Origin of the sequence: Cyclobacterium sp. SYSU L10401, from assembly GCF_010993705.1 — a bacterium.
In the GTDB taxonomy this organism is placed as follows: domain Bacteria; phylum Bacteroidota; class Bacteroidia; order Cytophagales; family Cyclobacteriaceae; genus Cyclobacterium.
The window spans coordinates 330,268-346,895 of record NZ_WOFO01000005.1 but is presented as its reverse complement, the minus strand read 5'-3'; the positions used below and the strand labels follow the sequence as shown (position 1 = coordinate 346,895).

The following is a 16,628-nucleotide window of genomic DNA, read 5'->3' as shown; positions in this document are numbered from 1 at the left end:
TTTATGGCTTAGCTTTCATTTGATCTGTGAGAATCTGAGTAATCTGTGGTGCCTATTATTACTTCACCACAGATGGCCACAGATTCGCACAGATTTTTTTTCCGGTGCTGACTACAAAAACAGCAACCTTTGTTACTCCTTTTATGCTTCATAGTTGATCAATACCGAATTTATGGCTTAGCTCCCATTTAATCTGTGAGAATCTGAGTAACCTGTGGTGCCTATTATTGGTTCACCACAGATGGCCACAGGTTAGCACCGATATTTTTGTGTAACTACTAACATTTCCAAACTTTAAACATTTCCAAACTTTAAACTTTTCCAAAGTTCTAAACTTTGGAAAAGTTTAGTTTAGTTAAATTAAATAACTCTTACACCTCAGTAGGTTTCTTAAAATCCCGGGGCTTATCCGTCTGACTGATCGGTTCAAATTTCTCATCAATCTCCTCTCCGGTCAGGTAGTTGTTAATGATTTCCCTTACTTCCTGAAAAGAAAGGTTGTGCAAGATTTTGCCGTTTTTGGCCAGGGAAACCTGTCCCGTCTCTTCAGAAACGATCAATACCAAAGAATCGGTGGCCTCTGACATCCCTATGGCAGCCCGGTGTCTCAAGCCAAACTGGGCTGGTACTTCTCGCTCAGTGACCGGTAGGATACACCTGGCGGCTTTAACGCGGCCATTAAAAATGATTACTCCGCCATCGTGCAAGGGAGAGTATTTGTTGAAAATTGAAACCAGTAAACGCTTGGAAACCACGGCATCGATCAGGTCTCCACTTTCGGCGTAAAACTTCAATTCGGAATTTCTGGACAGCACGATCAGGGCCCCGGTACTGCTGCCGGAAAGCGTTTTGGAGGCTTCAATAATCGGGGTAACATTGAAGGCCAGGCTTTCTCTTTTTCTCCAAAACAGCAACTCCTGCCAAAGGTTTTCATTGGAAAATATGGAAGATTTCCCCACAATAAGGAGGAATTTTCTGATTTCCTGTTGGAATAGGATGATGGCTGCCAGTACACCTACTCCCATAAACTGTCCAAGGATAATGGTCAGCAACTCCATCTGGGCAGCACTCACCACCAGATAAATTAAATAAATCGAAAGAAACCCCAAAAATATTTTAATGGCCACACTCCCGCGCATCAGTTTGTACACCTGATAGATCAGTATACTTACCAAAGCGATGTCTATCAGGTTGACCAGGGAAACGTCCAAAAAACCTATTTTAAAGAGTAATTTCAAATGTAGAGTTGTTTATATATTTTTAAAGTTTCATTTGCTTCTTTTACATCGTGCACCCTTAAAATGTTGGCTCCGTTCATCAGTGCAGCCATGTGCAGGGCAGTGGTTCCATTGAGTGCTTCCTCCGGACTGCTTTTCAATAATTTATAAATCATGGATTTACGGGACAGCCCTACCAAAATTGGCAATTGTAAGGTTTTGAAATAGGCCAGGTTGCGGATCAGCCTGTAATTTTGCTCCAGGTTTTTGGAAAATCCTAACCCTAAATCTACTATTACATCTTTTATGCCAGCTTTATAACAATTTCTTATTTTCTCTGAAAAAAAATACAGCAATTCTTTTTCCAAATGTTCATAATCTGTAAAAGCCTGCATGTTGCGGGGTTCCCCTTTCATATGCATGCAAATGTAGGGTATTCCCATATTTCCTACGGTTTCATGCATTTTTGGATCCAGGTTGCCTCCTGAAATATCGTTGACCAGGTCTGCACCGGCAGCGACAGCTTCTTTGGCTACCCTGTGCCTAAAAGTATCAATAGAAACCAGGATTCCGGAAAACCTTTCCTTTATATCAGTGATAACGGATATTAGCCTTTTTAGTTCTGTTTCTTCAGATACAAAATCTGCTCCCGGCCTGCTGCTGTATCCTCCAATGTCTAAAATATGAGCCCCCTGGGCGATCATGGTTTCCGCTTTAAGTAGCACCTCTTTTTTTTCTCCGTTGATTCTGCTACCCTCATAGAATGAGTCAGGTGTGCTGTTGATGATCCCCATGATCCAGGGCTGGTCCAAAGCAAACAGGTTTCCTTTGATCTGAAGTGTTATTTTTGGGGGAAATAAAGTATCTTCGGCATTAGAAACCGAACGTAAATCGTCAAACATAAAATTCCATTGCTTTGGAAACACAAACCGCAAGCGAATATAATGAAGTTATTGGCCTTTGTAAAGAACTTTTTAAGAAGAAAACGCAGGATTATGGGACCTCATGGAGGATATTAAGGCTTCCTTCCCTGACGGACCAGATTTTCATCAAGGCACAGCGCATCCGCTCCATTCAGGAAAAGGGGCAGCAGAAGGTCACAGACAGCATTAGAGATGAATTTATCGGTATCATCAATTATTGTATCATCGCCTTGCTTCAGCTGGAATTAAAGGAGGATCCGAGGAAAGAAATTTCTTTTGAAGAACTCGAACCCTTGTACGACAAATGGGTAAATGCCACCAGGGAACTGCTGGCCAATAAAAACCATGACTACGGAGAGGCCTGGAGGAGCATGCGGGTGGCATCCATGACGGACATTATTTTGATGAAGCTGTACCGCGTGAAGCAAATTGAAGATAACCGTGGAAAAACCCTGGTGTCCGAGGGGGTGATTGCCAATTATCAGGACATGCTCAATTATGCCGTATTTTGTATGATTAAATTAAATGAAAATGATCATTAAAACGATATTGTACATCGCCCGGCTGTTGGTGGGCGGGCTGTTTGTGTTTTCAGGCCTGATCAAGGTGAATGACCCGGTGGGTACCTCCATCAAGATGGAAGAGTATTTTGATGTTTTTGCCACAGATATCTCTCCTCTATTTGAACATCTGAAGGCCATCTCTCTACCCATTGCGGTGATTTTGGTCATTCTTGAAGTAGCGTTGGGTATCATGATTCTGGTGGGCTGGAAAGTGAGGACCGGGGTATACCTTTTGTTACTCATGATCCTGTTTTTTACCTTTCTCACCTTTTATTCGGCTTATTTTGACAAAGTAACGGATTGTGGATGTTTCGGAGATGCCATCAAACTGACCCCCTGGGAATCTTTTTACAAAGACCTGGTATTGCTGGTGCTGATTACCTTTATGGTCATATTCAAAAAGCAGCTCCCTGAGAAGCATACAGCGTTTGGTAAATGGCTGACGCTGGGTTCATTTGTTATTTCCCTGATCCTGGCCATAGTAGCCATCAGAAACCTTCCTTTCATTGATTTTCGTGCTTTTAAAGAAGGGGTAAACATTCCGCAAGCCATGGAGCCTTCTGCCAATTTGGAGTACAGCTACCTGATGCGGAAGGAGGGACAAATAGTCGAATTTGATCAATACCCGACTGATGAAAGCTATGAATTTGTAGAAATGAACCTTTTGAATCCGGAAGCTCTGCCCAAAATTTCTGATTTTGCCATTTGGAATGATAATGGTGACCATACGGAGGAGATGCTTAGCGGTAAGAAACTTTTGATCCTTTCTCCCAGCATTCAGAAAGTAGACCTTTCTCTGGCGCAGATGGAGAAAATCAGTTCCCTGATCAATGCGTTTCAGGGATCTGATGTGCAGGTAGCCCTGGTAGCTGCATCCTCTGAAGATGAAATGCGACAGTTTTTAAGAGATAACGGGCTACAGATAGGGCATTACATGGCGGATGCCACAGTCGTAAAAACCATTATTCGTTCCAATCCGGGCCTGGTATTTCTGGAAAGTGGAACGGTACTCGGTAAATATCATTTTCGAAACACCCCGGATCCTGAAACTGCCCAAGGCCTGTTTAGCCCATGATCGACCCTAGAAAAATAGTTTTAGTAGGTATGCCAGGGAGCGGTAAGTCCACCCTGGGAAAGGAATTAAGCAACAGGCTGAATTGTCCTTTTCTTGATCTGGATGACCTTATTGAGGAAAAAGAAGGCAAAAGGATTGCAGATATTTTTCCGGAAAAAGGGGAAGGATATTTCCGGAATCTGGAGACTTCCGTATTGAAGGAAGCTTTAGAAAATAAGGAAGCCTTTATTTTGGCGACAGGAGGGGGTGCACCCTGCTACAATGACAATATGGAGCTGATCAATTCTCTTGGGGTTTCAGTCTACCTGGATGTCCCCCTCAACCGAATTTTAGAAAGACTCAGTCAGACGCAAATTGATATACGACCCCTTTTTTCAGGATTGGATACCTCCGAAATCATACTAAAATTAAAAAACATGTATGTGGAGCGATATAAATTTTATGAAAAAGCCAAAATAAAACTCAGGGGAGAAGATATTTCCCCTGAGTTATTGATTGCCGAATGGATGCCTTTTTTAAAAATTAAACCCTAAGGTAAGCATACCGGAAATGATATTGTTTTCTGTGGTGGCCAGGTCCGCACCCGGATAGGAATTGTAATAGCTGTTGAATAGGCTGTTTACCAGACCAAAATCTATGCTGAAACCTGGTAGTTTTACCCCCAGCCCTCCGGAAAGTTTTGTAGTGCTCCGGTCCAGATTGCCCGCCTCCCCAAAGGGATCGCCATAAAAAGCATATCCTGCCCTTATCCGTAACATTTTTACCCTGTATTCGCCACCGACGCTATAATTGATCGCCTGTCCATAGGTACTGCTGATGACCTGGTTGTCCTCTGCGGTATTAAAGACATTAGACCGTAAATGGGCCGTACTGTAGTCCAGGTAGTTGGCATCGGCAGAAATAAATCCGTTTTTTCCGAAAAAGTAGGTCAGGCCTGCACCCAACCGCATAGGCGTCCTCAGGTTGTAACTGCTAAGAAAGATATCCGTTTGTGAATCGGATTCTGAAATACTCCCAAATTCAGGATCATCATAGGGAGGACTGAAATTCGCGAAAATGTCTGCATCATACTCTTCATTAAACCGATTCCAGGTGGGCGATTTGAAGTCCAGTCCCAGGTTTAAGCGGTCTATGGGTTTGTAGATAATACCCAAACCCAGGTTTATCCCTGAGCCCTCCAAAAACAGGTTTTCCTGCAGGGAACTGAATAAGGTACTTTGGTCATTGTCGTCCAGAAACTCTTCATTATAGGTTTGGGTAGACCGGAAATTGATGGAATTGATACCCAGAGAAGCTCCGACAAAGAGTTTGTTTTTATAATTTCCCCCGTAGGAAAAGCCAATCTGACTCATACTTCCCTCGTTTTCTACCATTTCCGATTTTTCAAGGGCCAGGGTGGCATTAGGAACATAATCGTAGCCCTCATTTCCAGGATTGATCAGAAAAGCTTCGAAATAAAGGCCATCTGTGCCGGTCGGGACCTCCCCCTGATCGTTATACAGATTTACATAATAATCCAGGATAGATCCCTGATCCAATTGATTGGAGAAATAACCGAAATTATTGTTATAGCTGGCTTGCCGGTTGATGCTTATCCCGAAAGATCCCCCTCTCCAATCTCCGACTTCCAGCGGTCCTTTGGCCCTGCTGATAACGGCTCCCAGATTGGGGATGGAAAAATTGGTTGCATTATAACCTCTGGATTGGTTTAATAGAAATGTTTCAGCGTTCCAGTCACTGTAGGCTGCCGTGAGGCTGAATTCTGATTGCTGGAAAAACCCAAGCCCGGCCGGGTTGCCGTGAACGTTGCTGATATCTCCACCCAAAGCATTCTGGGTACCGCCCAGTGCAGCTATTCTGGCAGAACCGCTGGCACCAAACCGACTGAATCTGAGGGCATCTTCTACATAGCCGCTTTGAGCTTTCAAATGCTGAACGTGAATGAGCGACAGCACCACTAAAGACAAAATCAATTTTAATCCTTTCATATCAACTGAATTAAATACTGAATTGGTTTTGGATTTCAAGCTACCTGAAAAAGAACAGCATATCCTTATCTTAGGTAGCCCAAAGGTTCACGAATTAGGATCGCTTTATTTTGAACGGAAACAAGAAATTTAAGTTAAAGTAAAAATAACGTTCAAATATTGAGGTTTTAGTTTTACTGCTTACTGCCGGATTGGGATGATAGGCAATTAAGGATAAAAAGTAAAATCAGGTGGTAAAGGGGTAAAAAAAGAGGGAATTAATTCCCTCTTCTACTTCCTCCTACGCTACCTCCGCCTCGGGAAGCTCCTCCTCCACTATAGCTGCCTCTGCTAGGCGCACTGTAGGAAGATGAAGACCTGGAGGGAGCAGAATAATTACTTCTGCTAGGTGAGGTAGACCGTTGTTGATAACTTGGCGTAGTAGTCCTGTTGGTTCTGCTTCTGTTGTAAGAAGGAGAAGCACTTCTACTATTAGACCTGGGAGCGGTATAGGTTGACCTGCTATTGTTACTCCTGTTGGTATTATATCTTGTGTTACTCCTTGCGGGAGCTTGTGTTCTGGTATCAGCGTTCGTCCTGGTAGGAGCATTATAACTGCTCCTGGAAGAGGTATTTCCTGAACGATTCATTGCAGGAGAGTTGATATTTCTTCTGGAAGGAGCTGCAGAGGCCGCATTGTAATAATCATTCTGTGACCTGCTGAAGGAGTTTCTTGAAGAAGCAGCCCTGTTGTTATTTACCGAACGACTGCTGTTCATAGCATCCCTTCTGGCCGCAGCTCTTGAAGAGGACGGTTGAGCAATGTCCCTGGACCTGCTGGTGCCGCTGGCCAGAGAAGAAGCCCTGCTCGGTCTGGCACTCTGTACCAATTGTCTCCTGTTACCTTCACTGCCTCCTGGCAATACGATCACTGGAGAGTAAATATTTCTACCCCACATGCCACCGCCATAAAGACCGCCGAAGCCAGGTCGGAATCCAAATCCCGGACCCCAGAATGGATCATAGAAACCCATACCGGGTCGCATGAAGCGATTGCCCCATCCAAATCCCATACCAATGGACATGTTGAAACCAGGTCGGAATCCGAACCCGGAACCCCAGAAGGGATCATATAAGCCCATACCTCCAAAACCAGGTCCCCAGAAAGGATCGTAGAAGCCACCCATTCCCATCATCATGGGATTCATGCCCATCCCCATCATGGGATTCATGAAATAATTGTTTACAACAGGATTATTCCCATTGCTGCCTCTGTAATTATCATAGGCATTGATATTGGGGTCTCCCTGTGCCTGGTCTTCTCCTGTTTCAGCATCATCGAAGTATACTGTACCCTCCTCTTCTGCAGGAGCTGTTGACCTTTGGTACTTGGCAATGTATTCGGGGTTAACATTCTTAGAACTGAAGTTATCGGTCTCGCCATCGAAAGATTGGATTTGATCGATTTCCTTAAAGTTTTCAGGATTGTTATTTTTCACCGCAAATTCAGTAGCTATCCTGGCGTCTGAAGCCATGAAGTACAGGTTGTCGGTTTCTTCTCCACTCCTGCTCGCATTGTAGCTGGTACTACAGGCAGCCAAGCCTAAAACCGCTATTGCACCTACTGTCCGTATGGGATTGAAATTAATCATAGGAATTTTTAGTTTATTACTCTGTTACTATATACGTGAACATAGCAAGAGGGTTATCATTTTTTAATTTATCTTTGCTACAATCAAGAATCGAATATAATGAGTTTTTTCAATACAACAAAGAAATACTAATGAGCAAAGGATTACCCAAACGAAGTGAGGATTATTCCCTATGGTACAATGAATTGGTGAAAAGAGCGGACCTGGCGGAAAATAGTGCGGTCAGAGGCTGTATGGTTATCAAACCTTATGGATTCAGTATTTGGGAAAAAATGCAGGCTGAGCTGGACAGGATGTTTAAAAAGACCGGCCATTCCAATGCCTATTTCCCTTTATTTATCCCCAAATCCTACTTGTCAAAGGAAGCCAGCCATGTGGAAGGTTTTGCCAAGGAGTGTGCGGTAGTGACCCATTACCGCTTAAAAGCTGACCCATCAGGGAAAGGGGTAATAGTGGACCCTGAAGCAGCTTTGGAGGAGGAACTTATCGTCAGACCTACCTCAGAGACTGTTATCTGGAGTACCTATAAAAACTGGATTCAGTCCTATCGTGACCTGCCACTTCTGATTAACCAATGGGCAAATGTGGTGCGCTGGGAAATGCGTACCAGATTGTTTTTAAGGACATCCGAATTTCTTTGGCAGGAGGGGCATACCGCACATGAAACGAAAAAAGAAGCCATCGAAGAAACTGTTCGCATGATGAATGTTTATGCAGAATTTGCAGAGAACTTCATGGCCATGCCCGTAATCAGGGGGGTGAAATCAGAAAGTGAAAAATTCGCCGGTGCGGTAGATACGTATTGTATTGAAGCCATGATGCAGGATGGAAAAGCCTTGCAGGCAGGAACCTCCCATTTTTTGGGACAGAATTTTGCCAAAGCCTTTGATGTAAAATTTGCCGGCAGGGATGGGGAGTTGGAACATGTATGGGGTACCTCCTGGGGGGTGAGTACCCGGCTGATGGGTGCCCTGATTATGGCCCATTCGGATGATAACGGCTTGGTATTGCCTCCCAAACTGGCCCCGATTCAGGTAGTGATCATTCCCATATTTAAAAGTGAGGAAGAACTGGCCGCCATTCGTGAAAAAGCTCATGAAATAATGGATGAATTGGATGCCATGGGGATTACAGTAAAATTTGATGACAGAGATACCTTCAAACCAGGTTGGAAGTTTGCCGAATATGAACTCAAAGGTGTGCCCCTCAGGTTGGGCATTGGCCCGAGAGATTTGAAAAACAAAACCGTGGAAATGGCCCGACGGGATAATCTAACCAAATCAATAGTAAACCTGGAGCAGGAAGACCTGCCGGTCAAAATAAAAGCAACCCTGGAGGATATTCAAAAGAGCATTTACGAAAAGGCCCGTGTTTTTACCCGGGAAAAAACAACCACTGCAGACAACTGGGAGGAATTTGTGGAACTGCTGGAAAAGAAAGGGGGATTTATATCGGCTCACTGGGATGGAACTGCAGCTACCGAAAACCAGATCAAGGAAAAGACCAAAGCCACCATACGCTGTATCCCGCTGGACCAGGTGCAGGAAGAGGGGCAATGTATCCTTTCTGGAAAACCTTCCCGTGGCAGGGTGTTATTTGCCAGGGCCTATTGACCGACGGGGCAACAGGTATCTGAGCAGCTGACTTAATTTAAAGCTTGCAGTAGCGGACAGATGATTCCCTCATTTGGCTTTCTATTGTAAGGATTTCTTGTAAATTTACGAAAAGGTTCAGGTTCTTCACAAACCCTGAAAAATCGTCCCTATGGCCTGGTTGATTCTGTTGAGTCTGATTTTATTTGGTGCCTTGCTGGTACTGGTGGAAGTAATTTTCGTTCCCGGAACAACCGTGGTAGGGGTTTTGGGCTTGATCTTTACCTTCATGGGTATCTATTATGCCTTTCTGAGTTTTCCGGCAGGCGTGGCCTATACTGTAGCAGGATTGACCATTATTGTCAACATAGGGTTTATTGTGTACGGTTTCAAATCCGGGGTTTGGGGCCGTTTTGCCTTAAAACAAACCATCATCAATGGTACCTTTGATGGCAGGTTGGAAGGCTTGGAAGAAGGGCAAAAAGGCATGACCCTATCGGATTTCAAACCTTTTGGTAAGGTCGAATTCGGAGATAAAATTTATGAGGCCAAATCTGAAGGGGGATTTATCGCTTCAGGGACTGTCGTGACCATATTGAAAATAGCAGACAATAAAATTATCATTAAACCGTAAATTATGGAAATTTCAAATTCGGCATTTATATTGATTGCAGCTTTCGCCGGGCTGATCTTACTCTTTATATTCCTTTATTTTGTCCCGGTAAACCTTTGGATCACCGCCATATTTTCCAATGTTAAGGTAGGACTGTTGGAATTGGTAGGGATGCGCATCAGGAAAGTGCCTCCCGGGGTAATCGTCAATTCCCTGATCACAGCAACAAAAGCCGGTCTTAACCTGACTACCAATGACCTGGAAACCCACTACCTGGCTGGTGGAAATGTGCCCAACGTGATCCGGGCCCTTATTTCGGCAGACAAGGCCAATATTTCCTTATCCTTTAAACAAGCTACGGCCATTGACCTGGCCGGTAGGGATGTTTTTGAGGCAGTACAGATATCTGTCAATCCTAAAGTGATCAACACACCCAGCGTGGCTGCAGTAGCAGCAGATGGGATTCAACTTATCGCCAAGGCTCGGGTTACCGTAAGGGCAAACATTGCCCAACTGGTAGGAGGTGCCGGAGAGGAAACCATCCTTGCCAGGGTAGGGGAAGGTATTGTTACCTCCATTGGCTCAGCCAAAAACCATAAAAGCGTTTTGGAAAACCCAGACAAAATATCCAAGCTGGTGTTGGAAAGAGGCCTGGATGCAGGTACCGCCTTTGAAATCCTTTCCATTGACATCGCCGATATAGATGTGGGATCCAATATTGGAGCCAAATTGCAAATAGATCAGGCCACTGCTGACCTGAAAGTGGCAGAAGCCAGGGCAGAGGAGAGAAGAGCCATGGCCGTAGCCCTGGAGCAGGAGATGAAAGCCAGGAATGTGGAAATGAAAGCCAAGGTTACGGAAGCAGAAGCGGAAGTTCCCAAAGCCATTTCTGAAGCCTTCCGATCCGGCAATCTGGGGATCATGGATTACTACAAAATGGAAAATGTAAAATCCGATACCAGTATGCGGGACTCCATCGCCAATTCAGACGAAAGCAAACCAAGTGATCGATCCAAAGGAGGCGATAAAAATAAATAAAAATAAAGGGGCATCAGGCCCCTTTATTTTTTTTCTTTTTCTTGTTTTGGGAATGTTCAGCGGCAATCTCCTCTGAGGCTTTACTGACGCTGGATTGACTTTTTGCCAATATCCTGTCATTTTCTTTGTCAAAGAGGATCTGGCTGTAAAAAAGCGGTAATTCAAAATCTCCGTTTTCATTCATCATGCCATAGACATCTCTTTTTCGGATCAGTATCTGGTCAGGACCTTCTCTCCGGATCTCTTCATAGACCGGTGGACTGATCAACTGGCCATCTGGCTTGGCCATTCCCAAAAGGCCCTCATTTTCCAGGAGATAATACCCATCACTTGTCTTACTGATGCGTTCGCAGGAGTTTTCCAGTAACAATTCCCCCCGCTGATTGATCAGGTTAACCCTACCCTCCTGGGCTACAATGGCTACCCCGTGCGAAAATGGTCCGGAATTCTCAAATGAAAAGGGAATAATCATTTGGTTGTTTCGATTGACATATCCCCATAGCTGGCCTTTCCTTACTTCGGCAAGTCCTTCGGAGAAGCGTTTTACCTGGTCAAATACCGGGTCAATGATGGTGTCCCCCCGGCTATTGATGTATCCAAAGTCTTCACCAATAAGTGCCCCAAAAAGGCCCTCATTTCCGGGGAAGATCTTTTTTGCAGACGGGGTAGGCCGGACTTCCCATTTGCCCTGAGGATTGAGCAGGCCTGTTTTCTGATCTCTGAAATGAACATTATAATAATCATCCACCTTCCTTACAGAGTCCATGCCCACGATATCCAGTAAAATACCGTCATTTTTCATGATCCTGCGTAATTTCCCATGGATATATTCTACCATCACATCGTTTTCAATGCTGATTTTATGAAAACTATTGTAACGAATGTCCGCATCGGTGGACAAGGCATTGATCAGCAGGTACTCCGCTTCATTTCGTGCAAAGAAATAATTGTCATCCAGATGTTTGATTTCATCAATGATAGGATCGAGGATGTAATCCCCATGCCGGTTGATCAGGCCATAACCGGTAGCTTCTTCTGCTATAATTACATCCTGACAGGGATCGGTCAGTGAAATATAGGGGTGATCCGGACTCTCGGAAAGGGGCAATAGATAAGACCCATCTGCTTTTTGAGCGATGACCTGTCCGTTTTTAGCAAACCTGGCCTTAGAAAATTCCCCGATGGACTGGGTGTTTTTTTTGCCCCGGTCATACACATAATAGGCATTTCCCTTTTTTGAAAGCAGCAGGTTGTAATAGGTAGCCACTTCATCGTAGATGGTTGGCAAGACCTGCTCCCCATATTCATGGAAAGCACCAAATTTATCTCCGTTATGGATAATAATCCAGGGTTCCAGGTACTGGTAAAGACGTGCGCTGTCCAGGGTGGCAAATGCCTCGTAGTCGGGGCCTAAAAATGAAAGGTCGTTTTCCCAGGCATTTATCCTGAGGGAGTTACCCAAAAGATGGATGTTTCCATGCGAGATTTTCTTTTCCAGATTCAATTGCTGGTCAAAAACTTCCCATACCTGACTGTTTGCTTTTTCTATGGTTCCGATAAATAAAAGCATTGCTACAAAAAATGGCAATGAATAAAATTTCCGCATATACACTTCTTTTTGGGTGAAAGTAAAAATAAATATGGGCTTTCTCAATAAAAAACCTGTAAGGGGTGATTTGTTTCAAAAAAAACATCAACTGTAAAAAAGAAAGGTAAAAACTATCAGGCGTTTTTTCTGTCCTGCTGCTTCTCCAAATCAAATAAATCATTGATAATATCTATCATCTCCTCTGCCTGATCACGCTTACACGCTGCCCTCAATTGTACCACCGGCACTTTAAGGATTTTTTGCATCATGCTTTTGGTGATTTTATCAATGATATCAAAATGCTGGGTATCTGCATTTTTCAGGTACCTTTCCAGCTCTTCTTTCCGGATTTGCTCCAGGCTGTTTTTCAATTTATTGATGGTCGGAGATACCATCATCTCCTTTTTCCAGTCGTAAAATTCACCGATATTTTCATCAATTATTTTTTCTACCTGAGGGATGGCTGCAGTTCGCTGGCTCAGGGTTTCGCTGGCTTTGCTCCGGATGTTATCTACATTGTAAAGAAGTACTCCGGGAATATCCTCTACTGCAGTGTCAATGCTTCTGGGAACAGAAAGATCTACCAAAAGCTTGTAGCTTTTGATATCAAAGGTACTCACCAATCCTTTGGTGATAAAGGGTTCTGACTTCATGACAGATGAAATGATGACATCTGCTTCTTTCATCGCCTCGAAACTGTCCTCAAAGGGGATGGCCTCAAACCCATATTCGACGGCAAGGGTCTGGGATTTGGAATAGGTCCTGTTGGATATTTTGACCTTGGCATCGGTCAGGTAAACCAGGTTTTTGGCTACATCTTCACCAATTTCACCCAGCCCTACCAAAAGTACCCTGGGCTGATGGGTATTGGATGTCAGTTCTTCAATCAATTCTACCGCCGCATAAGAGACAGAGGCTGCCCCGTCCCTGAATTGCGTTTCCTGCACCACCTTCTTATTGGTAAAAAAGATGGTGTGCATGAGCCTGTGAAGGAAAGGTCCGGCCATGTCCATGTCTGCAGACGCCTGGTAGGCCCTTTTGACCTGGTTGGAAATCTGCATGTCTCCAATGACCTGAGCCTCGAGTCCCATGGCCACCCGGAAAAGATGATTGATAGCGGATTTGTCGTCCTGAAAAATATCAAAATATTCCAGATAGGTAATCGTATCCGCCAGCCCCTTTTCCAAACCAACAAGTTTGATGATTTCGGTAGAAAGATCCAGTTCATGGCTGTAGTAAACTTCCGTCCGGTTACAGGTAGACAGGATCAGGGTATCTGTAAGACTGAAAAAATCTTTTAGTTTGGTTAAAAGCGATCGTATGGCAGACTCATCCAAAGAAACCAATTCCCGGATTTCTACAGGAGCATTCTTGTAAGAGAGACTTAAAGCTTTAAACTTTGATTGCATAACGATATTCTTTCCGGAACAAATTTATTATAGAAAAAGGACGAATGGAATTAAATCGGCCAAGTGAGTTTAATTTATAATCCTTCTAAATAACTTTTTCCTGTTTTTAATCTACCTGCAATAATGCGAATTTTTGGAATATAATTCCAATAATATTAATTTATGGTGTCAATAGCTGAAATCAATGGTAGATAAGTTGTTTTATTTTTTGAAGTCTTACCTGGGTTTTACCCGTAGGGAAGCCAGGGGCTTTGTGTTTGTGGTCCCTGTCCTGATACTGCTTTATGCTTTTCCCTATGGAATAAGCAATTATTACAAAGCCAGCCATCAGAAAAGTTATTCCAGCTACCTGGAAAAATTCCGGACGCTTTCGGAAGATAGCCTTTTGTCAAGCCCTATCCCAATCGCTTTAACTGCTGACAGCACCATTCAGGAGAAAAAGGAGGGAAAAGATTCGAAAAAGCAAAACACCACCTTAAAAGCCCCCGAAAGACCTGGCCTGAACAAGCTTGCCTTCCCGGAAGCCACCGCAGTGGAACTTCAATTGGTGAATGGGGTGGGACCTGTGCTGTCCGAAAGAATAGCGGCATTTAGAAGTAAACTGGGAGGATTTCACCTGCCTGAGCAACTTTTGGAGGTTTATGGAGTAGATGCCGCATTGGCAGAGAAAATCTATGAGACATTCCCTTTCAGCCCAAAAATATCCCAAAAGATCGATATCAATGCAGCAGAGGTGAAGGAACTGGCTCAGCATCCCTACATAGCCTTTGGGGAAGCCAAGGTGATTGTGGCTTACAGGGAGCAGCATGGAGCCTATAGCAACCCCTCGGACCTGCTCCACATTAAAATTTTTTCTAAGGAATGGGTAGATCGTATCGCCCCGTATTTGAATTTTTAAAGAAAAGCATGGCGGTCGTTTTTAGTATCGCTTAATTTGATACAATTTTGTTTCATGGAAGAAAAGGCAGGAAAACCCTATCAGGCAAAACTAAATCTCCCTCCCTATGAGTTTCGATTAGAAGAGGCAGGTAATGGGAAATGGTATATTTTTGATCCTTTGAGAAAGAAAAATTTGCTTTTGACTCCCGAAGAATGGGTCAGACAGCACCTGGTGCAGTACCTGGTTGGACACTTGAATTATCCAAAAAGCCTGATTGCTTTGGAAAGGGGCTTGACCTACAACGCCCTTCAAAAACGATTTGACATCCTGGTATTGAACCGGGAAGGAGGGGCTTTTTTCCTGATAGAGTGTAAAGCTCCGGACGTAACCTTGAGTCAGAAAACCATCGAGCAGGTTGGGGTGTACAACCAACAAATCAAAGCGCCATTTTTGGGGATCAGTAATGGGCAGAAACATATTTGTGTGAAATGGGATAAGCAATCAGGTAACTACCAGCAGATCAACTATTTCCCTACGTTTTCTGATCCAGGAATGTAGTACAACAATAGAAATATCAATCCTTCAGTGACTTTAGTCATGTTATTTGTTAATTTTAGGGAATAATTTTAATGAGATTTAAAATTCCCCTATGAACAAGCCGGTTAAAAACACACCTTGCGAATTGTGTCTGAGCAGAAAGTTCTCCATGTTTTCAGAACTGAAAGATGAACACCTGTGCAATATCTCAGACAATAAAAATTTTATCTCTCACAAGAAAGGCCAAATCCTTTATTATGAAAATACCAAGCCTTTAGGTGTATTCTGTGTGAACAGTGGAGTGGTTAAGATTTTTAAAACAGCATCAAATGGGAAAGAGCAAATCATCCGGCTGGCCCAAAAGGGGGATTTTGTGGGGTATACTTCCATGATCGCAGAAGAGGCGTACACTACTACCGCTACCATCGTAGAGGATGCCAGGATTTGTTTTGTTCCAAAGGAGGTTTTTCTGAAAATATTGGCTGAAGACAATAACTTCCACCGGAGACTCACCCGCTCCCTGTGCCATGACCTGGGCTTGATGGAAAATAAACTCACCGATGCTACCCAAAAATCCATTCGCGAAAGGTTGGCCTTATCACTTTTAAAGCTGGGTGACAGCTATGGGGTAGATGGGGGGGACAAACAAAGACTGGATATCACCCTGACCAGAGAGGAAATTGCAGGCATAGTGGGTACCGCAACGGAAACAGTCATCAGGCTTTTGTCAGAGTTTAAAAAAGATGGCCTGATAGAGCTGCAAGGTAAGAAAATCCTACTGTTGGACAGAAAAGGATTGGCCCGGTTATCTGATTTTTATGGATAGGAGCGGGTTTATTTGGTAATTCCTTCAATGGGTTCCAAAAACAGTTGCTTAAACTCAACCTCTGCCCCTTCTGCCTGAATGGCCACCTGCCCCCTCACTGCAGTGGCGTTGAATCCTTCATTGACCAAATCTCCGTTTACCCAGACTTTGATCCGGTCCTCAAAGCACTCTATAACCATCTGGTTCCATTCACCCGGAGGGTTTTCAGATCCATCTGTAAGGTTTAGAATACGTCTGTTTTTGCCTTCCGTGATGCCCCAGTCTTCTTTTTTACCCCTTCTTTCTACCATGTTTTCTACGGTAATATCTTCTACGATGCACCAAAAGTCCCCTGCATTTTCATGCATCATTTGGACTTCAATGCTTTTGGGAAACATGTCATACAAGGCCCTGGGGGTGGAGGCATGGACCAAAATCCCACAGTTGCCGGTTTCACCAGGGAACCTGTAATCTGCAGTAATGCGGTAATTTTCGTAAATATCATCCGTGATAAGGTGCCCCAAAGGCCTGCCCAGGCTTACCAACATGCCATCTCTTACCACAAAGGAAGGACCTAGCTCAGGGTTTTCGTCTTTTTCAGGCACATCGGCATGCCAGCCCGAAAGGTCTTTTCCATTGAAAATGGGCAATCTCTGGGCCTGAATTGCTGAAGAAGCGCTGAGCAAGACATTCAATAAGCAAATGGAAGCGAAAAATCTCATGGTTAATTCGGGTTTAAGGCAAACCTGCTGCGGGAATGATGAGTTCG

At 43.9% G+C, this 16,628-nt stretch carries 16 protein-coding genes; 9 read left to right on the top strand and 7 right to left on the bottom strand.

Annotated features, from left to right (window positions below):
- Nucleotides 1–371: 371 nt before the first annotated feature.
- Entirely contained in the window at nucleotides 372–1,238 is an 867-nt protein-coding gene (cdaA, locus tag GL182_RS14570; RefSeq protein ID WP_163380430.1) for a diadenylate cyclase CdaA, read from the bottom strand.
- Nucleotides 1,235–2,119: a dihydropteroate synthase gene (gene folP / locus GL182_RS14565; RefSeq protein ID WP_163380428.1), complete on the bottom strand. Its 885-nt coding sequence runs from the start codon at nucleotides 2,117–2,119 to the stop codon at nucleotides 1,235–1,237. The genes cdaA and folP overlap by 4 nt, the downstream gene beginning before the upstream one ends.
- A 14-nt stretch (nucleotides 2,120–2,133) precedes the next feature.
- On the opposite strand from folP, the gene GL182_RS14560 reads away from it, so the two are divergent.
- Genes GL182_RS14560 through GL182_RS14550 form a run of 3 tightly spaced genes read left to right on the top strand, consistent with a single transcriptional unit; the run spans nucleotide 2,134 to nucleotide 4,311 of the window.
- Nucleotides 2,134–2,682 carry a DUF1599 domain-containing protein gene (locus GL182_RS14560; RefSeq protein ID WP_163380426.1) on the top strand — a complete coding sequence of 183 codons (549 nt, stop codon included), beginning with the start codon at nucleotides 2,134–2,136 and terminating at the stop codon, nucleotides 2,680–2,682.
- Entirely contained in the window at nucleotides 2,672–3,778 is a 1,107-nt protein-coding gene (locus GL182_RS14555) for a BT_3928 family protein (RefSeq protein ID WP_163380424.1), read from the top strand. The genes GL182_RS14560 and GL182_RS14555 overlap by 11 nt, the downstream gene beginning before the upstream one ends.
- Nucleotides 3,775–4,311: a shikimate kinase gene (locus tag GL182_RS14550; protein ID WP_163380422.1), complete on the top strand. Its 537-nt coding sequence runs from the start codon at nucleotides 3,775–3,777 to the stop codon at nucleotides 4,309–4,311. Before GL182_RS14555 ends, GL182_RS14550 begins: the two co-directional genes overlap by 4 nt.
- Here the strand turns inward: GL182_RS14550 and GL182_RS14545 are convergent.
- Both GL182_RS14545 and GL182_RS14540 read right to left on the bottom strand, forming a co-directional pair.
- Entirely contained in the window at nucleotides 4,294–5,766 is a 1,473-nt protein-coding gene (locus GL182_RS14545; RefSeq protein WP_163380420.1) for an OmpP1/FadL family transporter, read from the bottom strand. The two genes, GL182_RS14550 and GL182_RS14545, sit on opposite strands and share 18 nt — an antisense overlap.
- 257 nt (nucleotides 5,767–6,023) lie before the next feature.
- Complete coding sequence (locus tag GL182_RS14540) at nucleotides 6,024–7,397, bottom strand: hypothetical protein (protein ID WP_163380418.1); 1,374 nt, start codon at nucleotides 7,395–7,397, stop codon at nucleotides 6,024–6,026.
- Between the two features lie 131 nt (nucleotides 7,398–7,528).
- Here GL182_RS14540 and proS point away from each other — a divergent pair, with 131 nt between their 5' ends.
- The 3 genes from proS to floA all read left to right on the top strand — a co-directional run bounded on the left by proS (nucleotide 7,529) and on the right by floA (nucleotide 10,640).
- On the top strand, nucleotides 7,529–9,010 hold the full coding sequence (gene proS / locus GL182_RS14535) for a proline--tRNA ligase (RefSeq protein WP_163380416.1): 1,482 nt from the start codon (nucleotides 7,529–7,531) through the stop codon (nucleotides 9,008–9,010).
- Nucleotides 9,011–9,161: 151 nt separating this feature from the next.
- Nucleotides 9,162–9,623, top strand: coding sequence for an NfeD family protein (locus tag GL182_RS14530; RefSeq protein ID WP_163380414.1), 462 nt, complete (start codon nucleotides 9,162–9,164; stop codon nucleotides 9,621–9,623).
- 3 nt (nucleotides 9,624–9,626) lie between these two features.
- Entirely contained in the window at nucleotides 9,627–10,640 is a 1,014-nt protein-coding gene (gene floA, locus GL182_RS14525; protein WP_163380412.1) for a flotillin-like protein FloA, read from the top strand.
- A 13-nt stretch (nucleotides 10,641–10,653) separates the two neighbouring features.
- Here floA and GL182_RS14520 read toward each other — a convergent pair whose 3' ends face one another.
- Both GL182_RS14520 and hemA read right to left on the bottom strand, forming a co-directional pair.
- Nucleotides 10,654–12,246 carry a WG repeat-containing protein gene (locus tag GL182_RS14520; protein ID WP_163380410.1) on the bottom strand — a complete coding sequence of 531 codons (1,593 nt, stop codon included), beginning with the start codon at nucleotides 12,244–12,246 and terminating at the stop codon, nucleotides 10,654–10,656.
- A 116-nt stretch (nucleotides 12,247–12,362) separates the two neighbouring features.
- On the bottom strand, nucleotides 12,363–13,637 hold the full coding sequence (gene hemA, locus GL182_RS14515) for a glutamyl-tRNA reductase (protein ID WP_163380408.1): 1,275 nt from the start codon (nucleotides 13,635–13,637) through the stop codon (nucleotides 12,363–12,365).
- A gap of 184 nt (nucleotides 13,638–13,821) precedes the next feature.
- Here hemA and GL182_RS14510 point away from each other — a divergent pair, with 184 nt between their 5' ends.
- The 3 genes from GL182_RS14510 to GL182_RS14500 all read left to right on the top strand — a co-directional run bounded on the left by GL182_RS14510 (nucleotide 13,822) and on the right by GL182_RS14500 (nucleotide 15,880).
- Nucleotides 13,822–14,535 (top strand): ComEA family DNA-binding protein, encoded by a 714-nt coding sequence (locus GL182_RS14510; RefSeq protein ID WP_163380406.1) that lies wholly within the window; start codon nucleotides 13,822–13,824, stop codon nucleotides 14,533–14,535.
- Nucleotides 14,536–14,589: 54 nt separating this feature from the next.
- Complete coding sequence (locus GL182_RS14505; RefSeq protein WP_163380403.1) at nucleotides 14,590–15,075, top strand: type I restriction enzyme HsdR N-terminal domain-containing protein; 486 nt, start codon at nucleotides 14,590–14,592, stop codon at nucleotides 15,073–15,075.
- Nucleotides 15,076–15,166: 91 nt separating this feature from the next.
- A complete protein-coding gene (locus GL182_RS14500) occupies nucleotides 15,167–15,880 on the top strand; it encodes a Crp/Fnr family transcriptional regulator (protein ID WP_163380401.1) in 714 nt (237 codons plus the stop codon).
- Nucleotides 15,881–15,888: 8 nt separating this feature from the next.
- Here the strand turns inward: GL182_RS14500 and GL182_RS14495 are convergent, their stop codons facing one another.
- Nucleotides 15,889–16,581: a DUF1080 domain-containing protein gene (locus tag GL182_RS14495; protein ID WP_163380399.1), complete on the bottom strand. Its 693-nt coding sequence runs from the start codon at nucleotides 16,579–16,581 to the stop codon at nucleotides 15,889–15,891.
- Nucleotides 16,582–16,628 lie beyond the last annotated feature (47 nt).

What these genes read in the sequence shown, in the direction of transcription:
- folP (WP_163380428.1), bottom strand. Translation starts at nt 2,119, where the DNA reads ATGTTTGACGATTTACGTTCGGTTTCTAATGCCGAAGATACTTTATTT.
- GL182_RS14555 (WP_163380424.1), top strand. Translation starts at nt 2,672, where the DNA reads ATGATCATTAAAACGATATTGTACATCGCCCGGCTGTTGGTGGGCGGG.
- GL182_RS14550 (WP_163380422.1), top strand. Translation starts at nt 3,775, where the DNA reads ATGATCGACCCTAGAAAAATAGTTTTAGTAGGTATGCCAGGGAGCGGT.
- GL182_RS14545 (WP_163380420.1), bottom strand. Translation starts at nt 5,766, where the DNA reads ATGAAAGGATTAAAATTGATTTTGTCTTTAGTGGTGCTGTCGCTCATT.
- GL182_RS14540 (WP_163380418.1), bottom strand. Translation starts at nt 7,397, where the DNA reads ATGATTAATTTCAATCCCATACGGACAGTAGGTGCAATAGCGGTTTTA.
- proS (WP_163380416.1), top strand. Translation starts at nt 7,529, where the DNA reads ATGAGCAAAGGATTACCCAAACGAAGTGAGGATTATTCCCTATGGTAC.
- GL182_RS14530 (WP_163380414.1), top strand. Translation starts at nt 9,162, where the DNA reads ATGGCCTGGTTGATTCTGTTGAGTCTGATTTTATTTGGTGCCTTGCTG.
- floA (WP_163380412.1), top strand. Translation starts at nt 9,627, where the DNA reads ATGGAAATTTCAAATTCGGCATTTATATTGATTGCAGCTTTCGCCGGG.
- GL182_RS14520 (WP_163380410.1), bottom strand. Translation starts at nt 12,246, where the DNA reads ATGCGGAAATTTTATTCATTGCCATTTTTTGTAGCAATGCTTTTATTT.
- hemA (WP_163380408.1), bottom strand. Translation starts at nt 13,637, where the DNA reads ATGCAATCAAAGTTTAAAGCTTTAAGTCTCTCTTACAAGAATGCTCCT.
- GL182_RS14510 (WP_163380406.1), top strand. Translation starts at nt 13,822, where the DNA reads ATGGTAGATAAGTTGTTTTATTTTTTGAAGTCTTACCTGGGTTTTACC.
- GL182_RS14505 (WP_163380403.1), top strand. Translation starts at nt 14,590, where the DNA reads ATGGAAGAAAAGGCAGGAAAACCCTATCAGGCAAAACTAAATCTCCCT.
- GL182_RS14500 (WP_163380401.1), top strand. Translation starts at nt 15,167, where the DNA reads ATGAACAAGCCGGTTAAAAACACACCTTGCGAATTGTGTCTGAGCAGA.
- GL182_RS14495 (WP_163380399.1), bottom strand. Translation starts at nt 16,581, where the DNA reads ATGAGATTTTTCGCTTCCATTTGCTTATTGAATGTCTTGCTCAGCGCT.